This window comes from Mycolicibacterium lutetiense (genome assembly GCF_017876775.1).
Lineage (GTDB): Bacteria > Actinomycetota > Actinomycetes > Mycobacteriales > Mycobacteriaceae > Mycobacterium > Mycobacterium lutetiense.
Genome location: NZ_JAGIOP010000001.1, coordinates 1100796 through 1119444 on the forward strand (window position 1 = coordinate 1100796; position 18649 = coordinate 1119444).

Below are 18649 nucleotides of genomic sequence, written 5' to 3' on the forward strand. Positions count from 1 at the left end.
TCGCCGTCGCCTATGGAGGTACCTGTGTCCCTGAACACCGTCGCGCTCGAGTTGGTGCCGCCCAACCTGGATCGCGGAGCAGACCACGCATTGGAGGAAGCGCAGAAGGTGGCGCGACTCGCCGCGGGCAGCGTTGTGGGAAAACACCTCGGCCACGTCATGATCCCGGCGATGATCGCCGAAGACGACGACCGACCCATCGAGATGAAATCGAAGATGGACGTCCTCGACTACTGGTCGATCATTGCGCCCCAGCTTCCCGGGGTGCGTGGGCTGTGCACCCAGGTCACCTCCTTTTCCGACGAGACGTCATTGCGCAGCCGGCTGACCGACCTCCGCGGAGCGGGATTTGACGGCGTGACCTTCGTGGGTGTGCCACGCACGATGAGCGACGGCGAAGGCTCCGGCATCGCACCGACCGACGCCTTGTCGAAATTCGACGGCCTCGTCGAGAACCGCGGGGTGATCCTGATCCCCACCCGTGACGCAGAGCAGGGCCGTTTCTCGTTCAAATGCGACAAAGGCGCCACCTTCGCGATGACCCAGTTGCTCTATTCAGATGCGGTGGTCGGTTTCCTGCGTCGGTTCGCGCAGGAAAGTGACCACAGGCCCGAGGTCCTGCTGTCATTCGGCTTTGTGCCGAAGCTGGAAACGAACGTGGGGCTCATCGACTGGCTGATCCAAGACCCGGGAAATAAAACCGTCGCGCAGGAGCAGGCTTTCGTGAAATCCCTGGCCGCGGGTGAACCCGCCGACAAGCGGCGACGGCTCGTTGACCTCTACAAGCGGGTCATTGATGGAGTGGCCGACTTCGGGTACCCCCTTAGCCTGCACTTCGAGGCGCCATACGGTGTTTCCCGGCCCGCTTTCGAGACCTTCGCCGAGATGCTGGACTACTGGTCACCCGCACCGGCGCCCTGAGTGGACCACAGATGAACTACCACCGTCGCGGCGCAGCATCGGCGCGTCTCCGGCCCACTCAAATGCGGGTCATGGGGGTGTTGAACGCGACACCGGATTCTTTTTGGGCTGACAGCAGATTTGATGTCAGCGCACTGGCGGTTGCGGCTGGACGACGCATGTTCGACGCCGGGGCGTGGGCGGTCGACATCGGTGGAGAATCCACCCGGCCCGGCGCTGTGCCGGTATCCGTCGACCAGGAACTCGCTCGAGTGCTACCCGTCGTCGGTGGGCTCGCGCACCTGGGCACGGTCTCCGTGGATACGCGCAACCGTGAAGTGGCCGAGGAGGCTGTCCGAGCCGGCGCCGGCATCATCAACGATGTCTCGGGCAAACTCTACGATCTGGCAGGGCGGCTGGGTGTCGGATATGTCAGCGTGCACTCCCAGACGGTGCCCGTCCTCGCCGGAGTATTCCCGGAGTACGAGGACGTGGTCGGTGAGGTGGCGTGCTACGTCACCAGCGTCGCGCAGGCGGCCGCCACCGGCGGTGCCGGGCCGGTCTGGATCGACCCGGGCATCGGATTCGGAAAATCCCCCCAGGACAACCTGGAGTTGCTGCGCCGACTACCGGAGTTCTGCGATCAGGGTTTCCCGGTGTTGCTCGGAGTGAGCCGAAAATCATTCATCGGCAGTATCACTGGACGCGCAGTCGATGACCGGTTGGCTGGGTCTCTGGCCGTGGTTGCGCCGGCGTGGTCGGCGGGCGTCGACGTCATCCGGGTGCACGATGTCGCCGAGACGCTGGACACCATTGCGATGGTTCAGGCGATCTGGGGACCACCGCCGGGACCATGAGGTCGGACCCCAGGTATCAACAGGTGAGCCGCGGAGTGTGGGATAGCTCACGTCTGGTGTTGCTGTGGCGGTGCAGAATTGGCTGAGACGAGCCGCCGCCGGAGAAAGTCGACCACAACCACCCCGCCTGCTCCGCAGTAGCGTTCGCGGACGTGACTCGATTGCGTCGCAGCTGCCGTCTTCCGCACATCGAAGCGCGGCCGTCCTGGTCTGAAGCCCGCGGTGCCCGACGGCTGCGCGAGAAAGGCTGTTGTACTGGGCGTTTGGAACCGCTCCGAATATCAACGGTTGTTGTGAGTCGGATTTGGCCTCAGCCTGCGTACCGAAAGGGAAGCCCCATCATCGGGAGAGTTTTGGTTAGTCTCACCCTCGCTGATCTGAGGAGGCTGCGGATCCGGGCGTGGCGCACACATATGGGTGGTGCACCCCGGCCTGCGCCGGACAAAGGGGGATGGGCATGTGCCGTGCGATGAAGTGTTGCAGGACAAGGTGACTGGCTGAAAGTCGGTTCCAATGCAATCAACCGATCCCGTACTGGAAACGAAAGGTGAGGCTGGGTCTCATCGACCCGCCGATATACAGATATGACCGCTACCGATTCACCCGCAACGCCCGCCGTGTCCGAGGGGCTGGTCTCGATTCTTCGTGACGATCTCGAACTGCCATGTCAATCACTCAGTACCAGTACCCGTCTCGTCGAGGACCTCGGGATGGATTCGGTCTCGTTCGCCGTCGGCCTGGTGACGATCGAAGAGAAATTCGGTGTACAGCTCAGCGAGGAAGACCTCATCACCTGCCGCACTGTGGGTGATCTGCAGTCGGTGATCGACCTCAGGAGCGGGGCATGAACCCGCTCGCCGGCGCCTTGCGGGCGGCGATGGTCGGCTCACCGCACGACCTGGTGGTTCTGGACCGCGACACCGACACCTGGCAGCGTCGCCCATGGCCCGAGGTGCACGGCATCGCCGAGCAAGTCGCGGCCTACCTGCTGAGCCGGGACCAGCCCGGCGCGGTTGGACTGGTCGGCGAGCCGACGGTGGAACTGATTGCCGCCATTCAGGGTTCGTGGCTGGCGGGCGCCGGGGTATCGATCCTGCCGCGGCCCCAGCGGGGCGCCGATCCGTCGGAGTGGGCGCGAGCCACGCTATCCCGGTTCAGCAGAATCGGTGTGACCACGGTGTTCAGCTACGGCGTCACCCTGGAGCTGCTGCGGGATGCGGGCATGTCGTTGACGGTGAGCGATATCGCTGATGCTGCGCGCACCTCGACCTCGGGCCAGCAGCGGTATCCCGACAGTGCCGACGTGGCCATCCTGCAGGGCACAGCTGGATCCACCGGTTCTCCGCGCACTGCGGTGCTACGTCCGGAAGCCGTGCTGAACAACATTCTGGCCGTCACCCAGCGATTGTCGCTGGGCCGCAACGATGTCGGGTGCTCGTGGTTGCCGATCTACCACGACATGGGCCTGGCCATGGTGCTGACATCGACGATGTCCGGCGGGTCGTTGTGGCTGGCGCCGACGGGCGCGTTCTCGGCTGCCCCGCTGCGGTGGGCCGATTGGCTGTCCGAATCCGGCGCAACCCTCACTGCCGGACCGAATTTCGGCTACTCGGTGCTCGGTCGATTCGCGAACCGCGTATCCGATGTCGACCTCGGTGCGGTGCGGATCGCGATCAACGGGGGCGAGCCCGTCGATTGTGCCGGTGTCGATCGCTTTGCCATCGGCATGAGCAGGTTCGGGTTCGACGCCGCAGCGATGACACCGTCCTACGGGATGGCCGAATCGACCTGCGCGGTCACCATTCCCGCTCCGGGCGAAGGCCTGCGCATCGACATTCCGGACGCTGCGGACGAGGACCGGCGCTATGCGCTGCTGGGTCGTCCGGTACCGGGCATGGAGATCCGCATCGTCCCGTCTTCGCACGACGAGTCCGCTGCCGTCGGCGAAGTCGAGATTCGGGGCTCGTCGATGATGACGTCCTACCTGGGGGATGCACCCGTCGACGCGGGTACGGGCGGTGAGTGGTTCCCGACGGGTGACATCGGCTATCTGGTCGACGGTGCGCTGGTGATCTGTGGGCGCTCCAAGGAGATCATCACGATCGCCGGACGCAATATCTTCCCCACGGAGATCGAGCAGGTAGTCGGTGAGGTGGACGGCGTGCGTGAGGGAGCGGTCGTCGCTGTCGGTACGGAATCCGGTGCCGCGCAATCACGGCTCCTGGTGGCAGCGGAGTTCATCGGCACCGAGCAGGACGCCACTCGCAGTGCCGTAATCCGGCGAATCGTGTCGGTGTGCGGCGTGACGCCCGCCGACGTCGTGCTGATGTCGCCGGGGTCGTTGCCACGCACGTCGTCAGGAAAACTCCGGCGACTGGAGGTCCGTCGTCAACTGGAGGCGGCGCGGTAGCGCACGCCGGGCGCGATGAGTTCTACCCTCATCCCGAGTCCTATCAGCATCCATTGTTGACGAAACGGGAGAAACGCGTGACCCAGCTGCTCAAAGTCCAGAACTTCAACGTCTCCAGCGACGGTTTCGGGGCCGGCGAGAACCAGAGTTTTGAGCGTCCGTTCGGTCATGCCGACCCGGGCGAGATTTTCGCCTGGGTGGGCGCAACGGCCAGCTGGCCCAACCGCACCGAGCCGGGTGGTAGTCGTGGACTCGACGACTACCTCACCCGCGACTTCCACCACAACATCGGTGCCGAGATCATGGGCCGCAACAAGTTCAGCCCGTACCGCGGCCCGTGGCAGGATCACGCCGACTGGCAGGGCTGGTGGGGTGAGGAACCGCCGTTCCACACCCCGGTGTTTGTCATGACCCATCATGAGCGGCCGTCGTTCACCCTGTCCGACACGACGTTCCATTTCGTCGACGCCGATCCGGCAACTGTGCTCGAACAGGCCCGGGCCGCTGCGCAGGGCAAGGATGTGCGGTTGGGCGGGGGAGCGAGCACCATCCGGGAGTTCTTGGACGCCGGTCTGGTCGACACCCTGCATGTGGCGGTGGCCCCGACAGAGCTGGGCAGCGGTTCCCGCCTCTGGGAGTCACCGGACGAGCTGAACGACCGGTACCACCATGAGGTGGTCCCGAGCCCTGGCGGCGCGGTCACCCATCACCTGTTCTGGCGACGCTGAGCCAGGCGGGTCGTGCGTCAGTCCCGGCAACGCACCCCGCGCTCGAACGTGCGGATGACGGCAGGGGCGGCCGCGTGCTGCGGCATGAGGCCGTCCTTGGAGTCCTGGCAGGCCCACATCACCAGACCATAGAGCGCGTGTTCGAGCCATTGTGTGCTCGATTCTGGATCGAACACGCCTTCGGCCTGGCCGCGTTCGATCAGGCTGGTCAGATAGCTGTTGTCAGGCACCGCCTCCGGTGGCAGCCCACGAAGAACGGTGGGGTCGTCGAAAAGAAACAGCAGCCGGTTACCGACCGAGATCATCGCGTTGATGACGCGCCGCATCGCCTCGATCGCGCAGCCGTCCTCTGGCGCGGCAGCGGCTACGGCGCCGGCCACGACCTGTACCGAGTCGATAATCGTCGCGTTGATCAGGGATTCCCGGTCAGGGAAGTAGCGGTGCACGGTGGTGCGCCCGACGCCGGCCGCCTTGGCGATGTCGGGCAAGGTGGCGGTCCGGTCGTCGGCCAGGACAGCGGCGGCGGCCTCGATGATGGCCCCGCGGGTGCGCGCCTGAGTGCCCGAGAGCTCGCCTGTGGTCATCCGTCGATGGTATCGACGGATGTCACGAGGGTCTTGCTACCGGTATCGGCGCTGTCCGGTCCGACAGGTTGCGTGCCGGACGTTGCCGGATCGGCAGCGGCCACCAGAACCACCGGCCCAGGATCGCGGCGATCGTGGGAGTCATCAGCGAACGCACGACGAGGGTGTCGAACAGCAGACCCAGGCCGATGGTCGTGCCGCCCTGGCCGATCGCGATCAGGTCACTCGTGGCCATGGAGGCCATCGTGAACGCGAAGACGAGGCCGGCTGCGGTGACCACGCCGCCGGTGGCGCCCATGGCCCGGATGATGCCGGTGTTGATGCCCGCGCTGACCTCTTCCTTCATCCGCGAGACCACCAGCAGGTTGTAGTCCGATCCGACCGCCAGCAGAATGATGACCGAGAACGCAAGCGTCATCCAGTGCAGATCGATTCCCAGCAGGTACTGCCACACCAGGACCGACAGGCCGAACGATGCTGCCAGGGAGAGGATCACGGTGCCGACGATGACGAAAGACGCGATCAGGGCACGGGTGATCAACAGCATCACGATGAAGATCAATGTGATCGCGCCGCAGGCCGAGATCAGCAGATCCCACTGGGCGCCGACCTGGATGTCCTTGTACGTGGCCGCGGTGCCGCCGAGGTAGATCTTGGCGTCGGCGAGCGGCGTCGTCTTGATCGCCTCGCGGGCCGTCTTCAGGAGCGGGTCGACGTGCGAAATACCTTCGGAGGTAGCAGGATCCACGTCGTGGGTGATGATGAACTGAGCGGCCTGACCGTCCGGCGAGACCATCAGGTCCAGCCCGCGTTTGAAGTCGGGGTTGTCGAAGGCCTCCGGCGGCAGGTAGAACGAGTCGTCGTTACGGGCGTCGTCGAACGCCTGGCCCATCACCGATGCCGTGTCGGTCATCTTGGCGATCTGGTCGACCAGCCCGTTGAACGTGCTGAACATCGTCTTCATCGTGCCCTGCATGGACTTCGAGATGGCGATCAACGGTGGCAGCTGCGCCACCAACTGCGGCATCAGCTGATCCATCTCGTTCATGTTCTTCACCGATTCCGCGAGGGTCTCGGTCATGGTGTCGATGCCGTCGAGCCCGTCGAACAGCGAGCGCATGGACTGGCACATCGGGATGTCGTAGCAGTGCGGCTCCCAATACAGATAGTTCCGTATCGGCCGCATGAAATCATCGAAATCAGCCATGTGATCCCGCATTTCGTTGGTGCTGGCCTGCATGTCGTTCATGCTTGAGGTGAGCTCGTGGGTGATGCCGGTCATCCGGTTCATCAGCCCCAGCATGTTCTCCATGATCGTGATCATCCGGCCGAGATCGTCGGTGAGCGTATTCATGTCGCCCATTCGCTCCCGCAGGAACTGCAGGTTCTCGGTCATCGACACCGATTGCATACTCACCTGGAAGGGCACCGAGCTGTGCGCGATGGGGCGGCCCAGCGGGCGGGTGATGCTCTGTACGCGGGCGATGCCGGGCACCCGGATCAGTTCCCTGGCGATCTTGTCCAGCACGATCATGTCGGCCGGGTTGCGCAGATCCCGTCCCGCATCCACGAGCAGCAGATCGGGATTCATCCGAGCGGACGTGAAATGTCGTTCGGCGGCTGCATATCCGACGTTGGACGGCAGATCCTTGGGGATGTAGAGCCGCTCGTTGTACGAGGTCTGGTAGCCGGGCAGGGCCAGCAGGCCGATGAGCGCGAACGCGATGGCCGCGGCGAGAATCGGAACCGGCCAGCGCACCACCGAGGTGCCGAGCCGACGCCAACCGCGCGAACGGATCTCGCGCTTGGCATCGAGTAGGCCGAACCGACTGCCGACCACCAGCATCGCCGGCGCAAGTGTGAGTGAGGCGAGCACCACGACGGACATGCCGATGGCACTCGGCACACCCATCGAACTGAAGTAGTTCAATCGGGTGAAATGCAGGCAGAGCATGGCGCCGGCAACTGTGAGACCGGAGCCGAGGATGACGTGCCCGACGCCATGAAATGCGGTGTAGTAGGCGTCTTCTCGTTCCTGACCCTTCTGCCGCGCCTCCTGATATCGGCCGACCAGGAAGATGGCATAGTCGGTTCCGGCCGCGATGGCCAACGAGGTCAACAGGCTCACTGAGAACGTCGACAAGCCGAGCAGGCCGGCGTTGCCGATAGCGGCCACCACACCCCGCGCCGCCGACATCTCCAGCAGCACCACGATGAGCATCAGCAACATCGTCGCGAGCGACCGGTAGACGACGATCAGCATCACCGCGATCACGGCGATCGTGACGAAGGTGATCGTGATCATGCTCTTGTCGCCGGCTTCGTTCATGTCCGTGGTGAGCGGACCTTGGCCGGTGACATAGGCTTTCACGCCCGCAGGCGGGTGCGAGTCGTCGATGATCTTGCGGACTGCGGCAACCGATTCGTTGGCCAGCGTCTCGCCCTGGTTGCCCGCGAGGTTGACCTGAACATAGGCGGCCTTGCCGTCGGTGCTCTGGGAGCCCGCTGCGGTGATCAGGTCGCCCCAGTAGTTCTGCACGTGCTGGACGTGTTTGGTGTCGGCCTGCAGCGTGCGGACCAACTCGTCGTAATAGTGATGGGCTTCGGTGCCCAGGGGCTCGTCGCCCTCCAGCACCACCATCGCGATCGTGTCCGAGTCGAATTGATCGAAACGCTCGCCGATCTTCTTCATCGCCACCAGTGCCGGCGCGTCCTGCGGTGACAGTGAGACGGCGTGCTCGTGGCCGACGACCTCGAGTTGCGGGACGAGGGCGTTCAGGACGATGACGAGCACCACCCACGCCAGGATGATCGGGATCGAGGCGACGCGGATGACGCGGGCGATGCCATTGCGGTCGGAGCCCTTGTGGTCGGGGCCCTTGAGTTCGGTGCCGTTGTGCGCGTGGTTGCCCATCAGGCGGCCTTGTCCAAGCAGAAGGCCTGTGCATCATGCTGGTTCACGGTCTGTTGGTCGCGGACTTCGCCGTTGACGACGATCCGGCAGGTGATCACTTCGCTATCTCCTTGGGCAACCACGTTGGCGAACACCGTCGGCAGGGTGGTGACCACCTCGTGCCGCCACGGCAGCGAGCTGAAACTCTCGGTGTGGGGTTGGGCATCGGCATCCAGGTAGCTGACATGGCCGCTGGCGCCGCTGGGGCCGTCGATCTCGTAGACGACGTGCTTTGGGTTGAACTCCACGATGTCGTCACCGGCGGACTGTCCCGGGTCGGTGTTGATGTGCGTGCCGAAGATCCCGTGCATCCGGTTCATCGCGAGACCGCTGACGGTCAGCGCCGCCACGAGCACCAGGGGAATCCAGAAACGTTTCGCAAGCCGATATACCGCAGCCACGGCAAATCCACCTCTCCGGTTCGGCGCACGCCGACGGAACCCCATCCGACCGCGTTTGATCGGCAGAACGTAACAGGCCCTTAGTGGATCCTCCACGTTCCATTAAGGAATTTTGATATACCTCACATTTGCTTCCCAAACGGAATTTTTAGCCCCCCTCGAAGCAGTCGGCAGCACGCGCTGCCTCCGAGATCTGGTCACAGATAACGAGATTGGGCTTCGCGGCCGGCTGCCCCGGATGCTGGTCGACGGGGTGCCCGGTTTGCCGCCACAACCGAGAATGCGCCCGCCTCCCGATTTCGCCATCTGCCGGTGGCGGCTTGAGACGACGCTACGCGGTGAGCAGACGCAGCGGGGACCCTGAGCAGTAGGCGGCGATGTCCTCGACGATATCGCGGTAGAAGATCGTCATGACACCCTCGGTGACATAGCCGAGGTGCGGGGTCAGCAGCGTGTTGGGCAGGGCGGCCAACGGGTGTCCCGGGGGCAAAGGCTCTTGCAGGTAGACATCGAGGGCCGCACCGCGAATCCGGTTGTCGCGCAGCGCCTCGATCAGCGCGGTCTCGTCGATGAGGCCACCGCGCGAGGTGTTGACCAGGCTCGCCGACGGCTTCATCGCGTCGAGTTCGGCGTGGCCGATCAGGCCGCGGGTCGCCTCGGCGAGAACCATGTGCAGCGACACCACGTCGGCATCAGCGAACAGGGCATCCCGATCCACCCGTGTGACACCGGCTTTGGCGGCCCGCTCGTCAGTGAGATTGGGGCTCCACGCGATGACGTTCATGCCGAACGCCGTGCCGATCGCGGCCACCCGGCTCCCGATCCGGCCCACCCCGACCAGGCCCAGGGTCGCCCCGTGCAGGTCGCCGCCGACGGTGCTCTGCCACAGCCCGGTGCGGATGCGCTGATCCTCGATGACCAGGTGGCGCTGCAGTCCGAGTATCAGCGCCCAGGTGTGTTCGACGGTGGGGGTGATGGCGCCGCCGGTGCCCGACACGGTGATTCCGAGCCTATGTGCCGCGGCGACGTCGATGGCGGCATTGAAGGGTCCGGTCGTCACGAGCAGTTTCAGGGCAGGCAGTTGGGCGAGCAACGTCGCATCGACAGGCGTACGTTCGCGCATCGCGACCACGACCTCGTGCCCCGCCAGCCTCTCGACCAGTGCAGGACCGGGTGCGATGTGGTCGCGCAATGAGGTGACCTGGGCGGATCGGGGAATCGGTGACCAGTCGACGGTGTCGGCGATTCCCTGGTAATCGTCGAGGACGGCAATCCGCAGCGGCGAGGTCATCGCTCAGAAGGCATTCGGATCGTTCTGCACAGCCAGCGGCACCGGATGTTGATAGAGCTGGGATGCGTTCTCCCAGGTGATCTTCCGGATCACCTCTGCGGGCAGGCCCTGGATCTGTTCGTGAATGGTGCGCTGGGTATGCGGCCAGGTCGAGTCACAGTGCGGGTAATCGGCCTCGAGCAGGATGTTGCCGGTGCCGATCCGTTCGTGCTGGATGAACGAGGACTGATCCTCGACAGCGCAGAACCAGAAGTTCCTGGCGAACACTTCAGCGGGGGAGAGGGTTTCGCCCAGGGCCTTCCAGGTTCCGTACATCTCGTGGTAGCTGAGCATGTGATCGAGCCGATCGAGTAGCCCTGCCACCCAACCGATTCCACCCTCGGACAGGCAGATCTTGAGGTCCGGGTACCGGCTGGGCAGGCCCGAGTACAGCCAGTCGACCGCGGCGGTGATGGCGTAGGCGAAGAACAGCACACCCTGCACGTCCGGCGGAGCATCATCGGTGGTGGACGGCGCCGAACCCGAGGAGCCGATATGCAGGTTGACCACCGTGCCCGTCTCGGCGCACGCCGCCATCATCGGCTCCCAGTACCCGGAGTGGATGGTCGGCAGCCCGAGCATGGCCGGGTTCTCGCTGAACGTCACGGCATGGAACCCGCGTTCGGCGTTCTCATAGATCATCTGGGCGCCGACCTCCGGGTCGAGTAGCCACGGCAGCTGGCAGGGGATGATCCGGTCGGGATAGGACCCGGCCCACGCTTCCAGGTGCCAGTCGTTCCAGGCCCGTACCGCGGCCATCGCCAGGTCCCGGTCGTTGGTCACCTTCTGCAGTCGCTGGCCGGCGAACCCGGGCAGGAACGACGGGAAGTTGAGTGACGCGTACACGCCGTTGAGATCCATATCCTTGACGCGTTCATGAATGTCCCAGGCCCCGCGGCGCATCTCGTCGAACCGCGCCGGCTCGAAACCGTATTCGGACACGGGGCGGCCGACCACGGCGTTGAAACCCACGTTGGGCAGTGACTGCCCGTCATACATCCACGTCTGGCCGCCGTTCTCGGTGTCGACGACCTTCGGGGCGCGGTCGGCGAACTTACGAGGTACGCGGTCGGTGAAGGTGTCCGGCGGCTCCACGATGTGATCGTCGACCGAGATTACGGTGTAGAGGCGTTCGGCCCGCTGCGGATCGGGCAGAAACGTCACCGTGCGTTCGGCCCCCTGCTGTGCGGTGGTGAAGTCGAGATTGCCGGCGAGTTCGTCGATGGACTTCATGGGCTGAATCTCCTAGTGGCAGGTCTTAGTTCAAGACTTCAGGGTCGGCTTTGATGGTCATGCGGGCCGCTCCGGCCCAGTACACATCGGCCGCGCGCTCGATGAGTGAGGCCTTCATGCCGTACATGTCGGAGCGGTTCATCTCGGTCGGCTGCTGCCCGGTGAGCATCACCTGATAGGCCAGCTTGCAGACCCGATCGATCGAGGCGGCCCGGTACACGGCCTCGGCCACGGTGCCTCCCGTGGCGATGACCCCGTGGTTGGCCAGAATGGTGAGGTTGGCGTCGCCGATCCGCTCGGCGAGCTCACGGGCCCGCGGTGCCGAATCGACCTCCCCGTCATAGGTTTCGACGAAGCGCATGTCATCGAGGAACAGCGACCCGGTCTGGTGCACCAGGTCGGGCAACTTTCCCAATGCCGCGATGAGGCTCACGTAGTAGGGATGGTTGTGGATGACGACGCGGGCGTCGTCACGCATGCGATGCAGTTCGGTGTGGATGTGGATGGCCGGGGTGACGTCCCACCGGCCCCGCATGACGTGCGCATTCTCGTCGACCACGCAGATGTCGGATGCGGTGAGCTCCTGCCACCACAGCCCCCATGGGTTGACCAGCATCTCGGTGCGGCCCTCGGGCTGCCAGGTGATGTGGCCGGCCATGTTCTCGGCGAAGCCGATGGACGCCAGGTGCCGGAACGCCACGGCCAGCGCCTGTTCCTCGGTCAGGTCGACGCCGATCGGTGGGGTAACCGACGGCGACCACACTTTCAGCCCGCCCTGGCGCACCTCACCGACGCTCATAGCTGTCTCCCAATCGAATCCGGATATCCTCGCGGAGTTGGCCTTTGGCGATCTTCCCGCCTGACGATCTGGGCAGCTCATCGAGCACGATGATCTTCTCGGGAAGCAGCTCTTTCGACATTCCCTGGGCCAGGAGGTGTTCGACGAGCCCCGGCAGGTCGATGGCTTCATCGTTTTCGGGCGCTACCGGTGCTACCTGCTCTATGTAGACGCAGACCTTCTCCCCGAAGACCGGATCGGGCATGGCCACCGCGGCTGCAACGGCGACGGCGGGGTGTGTTGTCACCGCATCCTCGACCTCGCCCGCACTGATGTTCTTGCCGCCGCGCACGATGAAGTCCGAGGTGCGGCCGGTGACCGACAGGTAGCCCTCGGCGTCGACCTCGCAGACGTCGCCCATCCGCATCCAACCGTCGGGCGTGTACAGCTTGTCGTGGTCTACGCCGCCGAGGTAACCCAAGCTGGTGGCCGGTCCGCGGCAGGCCGGTTGGCCACGACCCGTCGAGGTCACGTCGTCATCGCCGTCGAACAGGCGGACCGTCATCTCCGGTACCAGGCGTCCGGCGGTACGCAACCTGCGCTCCCGCGAATCGTGCAGTGTCGTTCCGCTGAGTAGGCCCGTTTCGTTGGAGCCGTAGAACTGCAGGATGGTGGCGCCAGTGAGCTCCTCGAAATCGGCGGCCCGCTGATACGGCAGCGCCTCACCTCCGGTGAACACCACGCGCAGCGAGCTCAGGTCGTGCTCACGCGACGCCCGGTCGGCCATGATCATCATCAATTGAGTACTGACACAGCACAACACGCTGACCCGGTGACGGGCGATCGCCTCACACGCGGCCGCCGCGTCGAACTTTTCCAGCAGGACCGTGGTGACGCCGAGGTAGATCGGGGTGGTGTGGGCGGTCCAGATGCCGAACCCGAACGGAGCGGGGATGACCGGCAGGAAGACGTCCTCGGATGTCAGGGCACCGTTGGCTACCGCCTGCTGATGGAAGTAGTGCCATCGGTTCTGAGTGTGCACAACGCATTTGGGAAGGCCCGTGGTGCCCGAGGTGGAGTTGATCAGGAAGACGTCGTCGGCTCCGACGCCCGCGGCCGGTGGTCGCGGCGGGGTGTCGGTGTCGAGGGACAAACCGTCCAACACCAGTGCGCTGATCTCAGGAGTCAGTCCCGACGCCACCGATCGAGCCTCCACCTGGCGCGCCGCATCACTGATCAGTAGGCGCGGTGCGGTGGTCCGCAGGATCTGGGTGGCCTCGCGGGTCCCGGCGCGGGCGCCGATCCCGACTACGACGGCGCCGCACCGCTCGATCGCCACGAACAACACGTGGATGGCCGCGGTGTCGCCGTGCCATACCGCGATGCGGTCGCCGGGGGCGATGCCCAGGCCGGCCAGCTGGGCGGCGAGTAGCGATGCGGCGCAGTCGAACTCACTCCAGGTGAATGTGGTGGCGGGGTAGTCGATATAGGCCGGCTTGTCGGGATGGGTGAGGGCGTGTTCGCGCACGGTCTGCGAGAGGGTGCGGTCGGACCACCATCCGGCCGCGCGGTAGTGGGCTGCGTCTGCAGCGGGGGCGACGTCGCCAGCCTTCATCACCAAATCATATGAAAATAAGAATCTGTGTCAACGGTCACAGCGTTGTCGCTGGGAGCTCACGGTCGCCGCGGGCCGGACTGGGTCCAGGTGCGCACCATCGTCGGGTCGACGACGCCCTCGACACCGGGGTACTGCTGGGCGTTGACCAGATGCGCCGCGGCGAGATCGCGGGCCCGCTGGGCATCGCCCATATCGATCGCGTCGATCACCTGCCGGTGATCTTCCAGAACCGCTCGGCGTTCCTCGACAGGCACCGTCGAGTGATCGGTAACCTGGGCCGACCAGTTTTGCTCATGGGCGGACCACAATGCCTCCAATGCGCCCGCCAGGATGATCATGGTCTCGTTTCCGCAGTGGCGCACCAGCGCTTCGTGGTACCGCCGACTCGCCGAGGTCGCCTGAAGTAGATCCGATACCGATCGGACCGATTCTTCGTGTAATTCCCGGAGAATGGGTACGACGGTGCGTTTCCGGTCGGGGCGCTGGGCGCAGAGTGCGGCGCATGCCGGTTCGACTTGCAGCAGTGCCGTACCCACGTCGGCGAGTCCGACCTGGCCGGCGCCGAGCACCAACCCCATCGTGTAGGCAAGGTTTGCTGAGTCAGGCCGGTGGACCACCGCACCGCCGAGCTTTCCGCGTCGTACCGTCAACAGTCCCTCGGCCTCGAGGATGCGCATCGCCTCGCGAAGGGACGGCTTGCTGATCGGGTATTCGACGAGAAGTTCGTCCTCCTTGGGGAGGATGCTGCCGTCCGGCAGTTCTCCGGTGAGGATTCGGCGCCGCAACTGGTCGGCGACCTGCTCGGCAAGTCGCTGGAATCGGACGTTTGGCTGCGCCACGCATCGAGTGTGCCAGATGACCGGCCGTCCGGGAGGCCGCGCGGACCCTTGTATCCAAATGATTTGTCTCATACGGTGAGCCATGCAGAAGTGGACCATCGGCGCGTTGACGATCCACACCGTCCTGGAGACGGTGGTGCCGACCCGGCCGGACCGGATATTTCGCGGTCTGCCGTCGGATGTACCGAGCTGGCTGCAGCCGCACTACATCGACGACTCCGGCAATCTCCTGGTGGCGATCCAGTCCTTCTTCATCGAATCCGGTGACGAGCTCGTCGTGGTCGACTGTTGCTTCGGGGAGGGCCACGATCTGCCGTATCAGATTCCCATGGACCCCGACCAGTATCGGCAGTCGCTGGCCACGGCCGGATTCACCCCCGACGATGTCACCACCGTCGTCTGCACCCACCTTCACCTCGACCATGCCGGGCGCAACACGACCTTGCATGACGGGGCCTGGCTGCCCACCTATCCCAATGCGACATACCTGCTCACCGCCGACGAGTACTCGTCCTGGCGGCAGTCTTCGGCACTGAACCGCGCCGCCGATGAGACCGTCGAACCGCTTGTCTCACATGATGTCCTGCGGTTGGTCGAGGTGGACCACGCGATCACCGACGAGATCGGGCTGCTATCGACTCCTGGTCACACGCCGGGGCACGTCGCGCTGCGGATCGAATCCGGCGGCGAGGTGGCCGTGATCAGTGGCGACGTCATCCATCATCCGATCCAGATCACGCATCCGGACGTGCAGGCGCTTCCCGACGAGGATGTGACCGGGGCCGCCGCGACCCGTAACGCCCTGCTGCAACGCGTCGTCGATGAGCAGGCCATCTTGTTCGGTACCCACTTCGCCGCACCGACGGCGGGCAAGGTCATCGCCGATGACGACCGGCTGATGTGGGTGCCGCTGTAGTCGGTATCGGGAAGGCGGCGCGCCCCTAGTTCGCAGTGTGGACGATGAGGATGTCGATATTCACTCGACGGGCGATGGTGGCAGGCACCGAGCCCAACAGGCGCCCGGCGACCGAGTCCAACCCGATGTCACCCACGACGATCAGATCTGCCTTGCTGTCGGTGGCCAGTTTCACCAGTGCATCGACCGGTGCACCCTCGACCGCCCGCTCCACGACATCCGTGGCGCCGGCGCCTCTGGCTCGGTCGCGCGCCGCCTGGAGGATCTCGTAGACCGGGGCGGCGCCGTGCATCCTGTAGCCCTCGCTCTTGAGGCTGTCCTCCGCACGGGTATCGACCACATGATCGGGCGAGGGCGGTCGCGACCAGCCGCCCTTCTCGGCCACGGGCTGGTGTGCGCTCGCGACGATCAGCTTCGCGTTCTCCTGCGCGGCGATCATGGCGGCGCGATCGACCGCTCGTAGCGACGAGTCTGAGCCGTCGGTCCCGACAACGATCGTCTGGTACGTGCTCATGTCAGCTCCGAACTGTCGGTTACCAGGACAAACAGGACCTTAATGCACGTCAATCTTCCGCTGGTGGAGATTGGGCCTTGCGCCGCGTCAAGGATCAACCGACACAGGTGTCAACCATCAGCCGACCTCATGCAGATGGAGGGCGGTTCTCGGGTATATGCGCCGAGTAAACGGCAACGTCGAAGGCCCCCTCACCGATGGCTATGGCCGAACGGGCCGCGTTGGTACACCTGAAGTTCTTGCTGCGCTTGACACTTTCGCCGAACGGGCACGCCGGCGAGGCTAACGCCGAAACGACCGACATGGAGTTGTCGGATGTGCGGGGTACGGTGCGTTCAAGAATGAGAAGCACACGTCAAACGTACGAGACATGGCACCCCCGACAGGATTCGAACCTGCAACCGACCGGGTAGAAACCGGATGCGCTATCCGTTGCGCCACGGGGGCAAAGTCGGACCACCACAATTTACACCGCGTGGGTGTCGTTACCGAAACAGATATGCACCACGTGGGCTGCGCGAACTGCAACCGATGAAACGAGCGAGTCAGTGGGTCGACATCACACCAAAGATAAGGGCGACCTCGGCGTCGCCAAAGCGCATGCCGACCTGGTTGGCAAGGGTTTTTACGTGCTGTTCCCCGCGACCGAGCATGCGCCGTTCGACCTTGTGGCGTACGCAGCGGGCACCTTCCACCGCATTCAGGTGAAGTACCGGTCGGCACGAGCGGGAGCGGTCAAACTCAACCTCCGGTCCACCTGGGCCGATCGTCATGGCACGCACAGCACGCCCATCGACAAGGACGCGATCGACGTCATCTGCATCTACTGCCCGGACACCGACGAGTGCTACTACATCCGGCCCACTGATCACGGCGTCTCCGTCAACCTCCGGATCACGCCGACCGAGAACGGTCAGCAGAAACGGATTTTGGCGGCCGCCTCGTTTCGCGACCTACCGGACAAACACCTCCCGCCGATGGACGAAACCCGTACCTCGGCGTGAAGTGGCGGTGACGCGCGGCGGACGCCCGGCAAAGCCCTCCCGCGGGGCCGGAGGCGGACTAGCGTGGACGCTGCACTGGTGGCCGGGGAGGGGAGAGGGACCACGTTATGAGCGACGTGCCGGAGTTCGACGCGGCCGGACTGCCCCAAGAGCTGAGCGCAGTCGATCAGCTGCTGCATCGGGGAGAAGCAAACCCGCGCACCCGGTCTGGGATCCTCGGCGTCGAGATTCTCGACACCACACCGGATTGGGACCGTTTCCAGGCCCGTCTGGACTACGCGTCGCGCAAGGTTCTGCGGCTGCGCCAGAAGGTGGTCATGCCGACTCTGCCCACGGCTGCTCCCCGTTGGGTCGTCGATCCTGATTTCAACCTCGATTACCACGTGCGGCGGGTTCGGGCACCGGCGCCGGGCACGGTGCGCGACGTCTTCGACCTGGCCGAGGTGGCCCTGCAGTCGCCGATGGACATCACCCGGCCGCTGTGGAACGCCACCTTGGTCGAAGGACTGGCCGACGGGCGTGCGGCGACCATCCTGCACCTGAGCCACGCGGTGTCCGACGGTGTCGGCATGGTCGAGATGTTCGCCAACATCTATGACCTCGAACGCGATCCCGGACCGACCGCCGTGGCGCCGCTACCGATCCCGCAGGACCTGTCGCCCAACGACCTTATGCGTGAGGGCATCAGCCGGCTCCCCGGATCGATTGCGGGCGGTGTGCTCGGCGTGCTCGGGCAAGCGGCCCGCACGGTGACCAAGGTGGTGCGCGATCCGGTATCGGCGGTCAACGGTGTGGTCGGTTACGCGATGTCCGGTGCCCGGGTGATGGGGCCGGCCGCCCACCCGTCGCCGTTGCTGCGCCGCCGAAGCCTGTCGTCGCGCTCGGAGGCGATCGACATTCCGTTCGCCGACCTGCACCGGGCGGCCAAGGCCGCAGGCGGTTCGATCAACGACGCCTATCTGGCCGGGCTGTGCGGCGCACTGCGGCTCTACCACGACGCCAAAGGCATCTCGATCGAGACGTTGCCGATGGCGGTGCCGGTCAACCTGCGGTCCGACGACGACCCGGCCGGCGGCAATCGCTTCGCCGGCGTCAACCTCGCCGCACCCGTCGGAATCGTCGACCCGGGAACCCGGATCAAGGCTGTCCGGTCGCAGATGACGAGCAAACGCGAAGAGCGTGCCATCGACGTGGTCGGCTCGATCGCTCCAGTATTGAGCCTGCTGCCCGACGCCGTGCTCGAGTCCGTGGCCGGTTCGGTGGTGAACTCCGACGTGCAGGCCAGCAATGTCCCGGTCTGGCCGGGCGACACCTTCATCGCCGGGGCAAAGATCTTGCGTCACTACGGAATAGGTCCGCTGCCCGGGGTCGCGATGATGGTGGTGCTGATCTCGAGGGGCGGATACATCACCGTCACCGCCCGCTACGACCGGGCCGCCATCACCGACGAGAAGCTGTTCGCCCAGTGCCTGCTGGCGGGCTTCGACGAGGTACTGGCACTAGGTGGCGACGCCCGGGCAACACCGGCATCATTCAATGGGGACGCCTCGGCGACGAACGGGAGTGCTGCACAATGACTTCGAA

General features: G+C 64.9%; 17 protein-coding genes and 1 tRNA gene. 8 read left to right on the top strand and 10 right to left on the bottom strand.

The annotated features are described in order from the left end of the window. Positions 1 to 24 precede the first annotated feature (24 nt). The 5 genes from JOF57_RS05335 (at position 25) to JOF57_RS05355 (ending at position 4895) form a co-directional block, all read left to right on the top strand. Positions 25 to 921 carry a mycobacterial-type methylenetetrahydrofolate reductase gene (locus tag JOF57_RS05335; RefSeq protein ID WP_209914415.1) on the top strand — a complete coding sequence of 299 codons (897 nt, stop codon included), beginning with the start codon at positions 25 to 27 and terminating at the stop codon, positions 919 to 921. 71 nt (positions 922 to 992) lie between these two features. Then, the gene (folP, locus tag JOF57_RS05340) at positions 993 to 1757 is read left to right on the top strand and encodes a dihydropteroate synthase (RefSeq protein ID WP_209914419.1); all 765 of its coding nucleotides are present in this window, start codon (positions 993 to 995) and stop codon (positions 1755 to 1757) included. A gap of 584 nt (positions 1758 to 2341) precedes the next feature. Beyond that, positions 2342 to 2605 carry an acyl carrier protein gene (locus tag JOF57_RS05345; protein WP_209914422.1) on the top strand — a complete coding sequence of 88 codons (264 nt, stop codon included), beginning with the start codon at positions 2342 to 2344 and terminating at the stop codon, positions 2603 to 2605. Further along, positions 2602 to 4167 carry a long-chain-fatty acid--ACP ligase MbtM gene (mbtM, locus tag JOF57_RS05350; RefSeq protein WP_209914425.1) on the top strand — a complete coding sequence of 522 codons (1566 nt, stop codon included), beginning with the start codon at positions 2602 to 2604 and terminating at the stop codon, positions 4165 to 4167. Before JOF57_RS05345 ends, mbtM begins: the two co-directional genes overlap by 4 nt. Positions 4168 to 4244: 77 nt before the next feature. Then, a complete protein-coding gene (locus JOF57_RS05355) occupies positions 4245 to 4895 on the top strand; it encodes a dihydrofolate reductase family protein (RefSeq protein ID WP_209914427.1) in 651 nt (216 codons plus the stop codon). Between the two features lie 17 nt (positions 4896 to 4912). On the opposite strand, the gene JOF57_RS05360 is transcribed toward JOF57_RS05355, so the two are convergent. The 8 genes from JOF57_RS05360 to JOF57_RS05395 all read right to left on the bottom strand — a co-directional run bounded on the left by JOF57_RS05360 (position 4913) and on the right by JOF57_RS05395 (position 14631). Beyond that, on the bottom strand, positions 4913 to 5479 hold the full coding sequence (locus JOF57_RS05360; RefSeq protein ID WP_163669323.1) for a TetR/AcrR family transcriptional regulator: 567 nt from the start codon (positions 5477 to 5479) through the stop codon (positions 4913 to 4915). Between the two features lie 22 nt (positions 5480 to 5501). Then, positions 5502 to 8393 (bottom strand): MMPL/RND family transporter, encoded by a 2892-nt coding sequence (locus tag JOF57_RS05365; protein ID WP_234937725.1) that lies wholly within the window; start codon positions 8391 to 8393, stop codon positions 5502 to 5504. Beyond that, complete coding sequence (locus tag JOF57_RS05370; RefSeq protein ID WP_307869965.1) at positions 8393 to 8833, bottom strand: MmpS family transport accessory protein; 441 nt, start codon at positions 8831 to 8833, stop codon at positions 8393 to 8395. The genes JOF57_RS05365 and JOF57_RS05370 overlap by 1 nt, the downstream gene beginning before the upstream one ends. Positions 8834 to 9164: 331 nt before the next feature. After that, complete coding sequence (locus JOF57_RS05375; RefSeq protein WP_209914432.1) at positions 9165 to 10124, bottom strand: D-2-hydroxyacid dehydrogenase family protein; 960 nt, start codon at positions 10122 to 10124, stop codon at positions 9165 to 9167. Between the two features lie 3 nt (positions 10125 to 10127). Beyond that, a complete protein-coding gene (locus JOF57_RS05380; RefSeq protein ID WP_209914435.1) occupies positions 10128 to 11396 on the bottom strand; it encodes an amidohydrolase family protein in 1269 nt (422 codons plus the stop codon). A gap of 25 nt (positions 11397 to 11421) precedes the next feature. Further along, positions 11422 to 12195 (bottom strand): class II aldolase/adducin family protein, encoded by a 774-nt coding sequence (locus JOF57_RS05385; RefSeq protein WP_209914438.1) that lies wholly within the window; start codon positions 12193 to 12195, stop codon positions 11422 to 11424. Beyond that, positions 12182 to 13789: a class I adenylate-forming enzyme family protein gene (locus JOF57_RS05390; RefSeq protein WP_209914441.1), complete on the bottom strand. Its 1608-nt coding sequence runs from the start codon at positions 13787 to 13789 to the stop codon at positions 12182 to 12184. Before JOF57_RS05390 ends, JOF57_RS05385 begins: the two co-directional genes overlap by 14 nt. A gap of 59 nt (positions 13790 to 13848) precedes the next feature. Then, on the bottom strand, positions 13849 to 14631 hold the full coding sequence (locus tag JOF57_RS05395) for a FadR/GntR family transcriptional regulator (RefSeq protein WP_209914444.1): 783 nt from the start codon (positions 14629 to 14631) through the stop codon (positions 13849 to 13851). A gap of 82 nt (positions 14632 to 14713) precedes the next feature. Between JOF57_RS05395 and JOF57_RS05400 the strand changes: the two genes are divergently transcribed. Beyond that, positions 14714 to 15547: an MBL fold metallo-hydrolase gene (locus tag JOF57_RS05400; RefSeq protein ID WP_209914447.1), complete on the top strand. Its 834-nt coding sequence runs from the start codon at positions 14714 to 14716 to the stop codon at positions 15545 to 15547. A 25-nt stretch (positions 15548 to 15572) separates the two neighbouring features. Here JOF57_RS05400 and JOF57_RS05405 read toward each other — a convergent pair whose 3' ends face one another. Beyond that, positions 15573 to 16061 carry a universal stress protein gene (locus JOF57_RS05405; protein ID WP_209914450.1) on the bottom strand — a complete coding sequence of 163 codons (489 nt, stop codon included), beginning with the start codon at positions 16059 to 16061 and terminating at the stop codon, positions 15573 to 15575. Positions 16062 to 16432: 371 nt separating this feature from the next. Continuing rightward, a tRNA-Arg gene (locus JOF57_RS05410) sits at positions 16433 to 16508 on the bottom strand. A gap of 101 nt (positions 16509 to 16609) precedes the next feature. Here JOF57_RS05410 and JOF57_RS05415 point away from each other — a divergent pair. Both JOF57_RS05415 and JOF57_RS05420 read left to right on the top strand, forming a co-directional pair. Continuing rightward, positions 16610 to 17065 carry a group I intron-associated PD-(D/E)XK endonuclease gene (locus JOF57_RS05415; RefSeq protein WP_209914453.1) on the top strand — a complete coding sequence of 152 codons (456 nt, stop codon included), beginning with the start codon at positions 16610 to 16612 and terminating at the stop codon, positions 17063 to 17065. Between the two features lie 107 nt (positions 17066 to 17172). Next, on the top strand, positions 17173 to 18642 hold the full coding sequence (locus tag JOF57_RS05420; RefSeq protein ID WP_209914456.1) for a wax ester/triacylglycerol synthase family O-acyltransferase: 1470 nt from the start codon (positions 17173 to 17175) through the stop codon (positions 18640 to 18642). Positions 18643 to 18649: the final 7 nt, after the last annotated feature.

Bases quoted from the DNA above. Each gene is read 5' to 3' on its own strand.
- folP (WP_209914419.1), top strand. From the start codon at position 993: ATGGGGGTGTTGAACGCGACACCGGATTCTTTTTGGGCTGACAGCAGA.
- JOF57_RS05345 (WP_209914422.1), top strand. From the start codon at position 2,342: ATGACCGCTACCGATTCACCCGCAACGCCCGCCGTGTCCGAGGGGCTG.
- mbtM (WP_209914425.1), top strand. From the start codon at position 2,602: ATGAACCCGCTCGCCGGCGCCTTGCGGGCGGCGATGGTCGGCTCACCG.
- JOF57_RS05360 (WP_163669323.1), bottom strand. From the start codon at position 5,479: ATGACCACAGGCGAGCTCTCGGGCACTCAGGCGCGCACCCGCGGGGCC.
- JOF57_RS05365 (WP_234937725.1), bottom strand. From the start codon at position 8,393: ATGGGCAACCACGCGCACAACGGCACCGAACTCAAGGGCCCCGACCAC.
- JOF57_RS05375 (WP_209914432.1), bottom strand. From the start codon at position 10,124: ATGACCTCGCCGCTGCGGATTGCCGTCCTCGACGATTACCAGGGAATC.
- JOF57_RS05380 (WP_209914435.1), bottom strand. From the start codon at position 11,396: ATGAAGTCCATCGACGAACTCGCCGGCAATCTCGACTTCACCACCGCA.
- JOF57_RS05385 (WP_209914438.1), bottom strand. From the start codon at position 12,195: ATGAGCGTCGGTGAGGTGCGCCAGGGCGGGCTGAAAGTGTGGTCGCCG.
- JOF57_RS05390 (WP_209914441.1), bottom strand. From the start codon at position 13,789: ATGAAGGCTGGCGACGTCGCCCCCGCTGCAGACGCAGCCCACTACCGC.
- JOF57_RS05400 (WP_209914447.1), top strand. From the start codon at position 14,714: ATGCAGAAGTGGACCATCGGCGCGTTGACGATCCACACCGTCCTGGAG.
- JOF57_RS05405 (WP_209914450.1), bottom strand. From the start codon at position 16,061: ATGAGCACGTACCAGACGATCGTTGTCGGGACCGACGGCTCAGACTCG.
- JOF57_RS05420 (WP_209914456.1), top strand. From the start codon at position 17,173: ATGAGCGACGTGCCGGAGTTCGACGCGGCCGGACTGCCCCAAGAGCTG.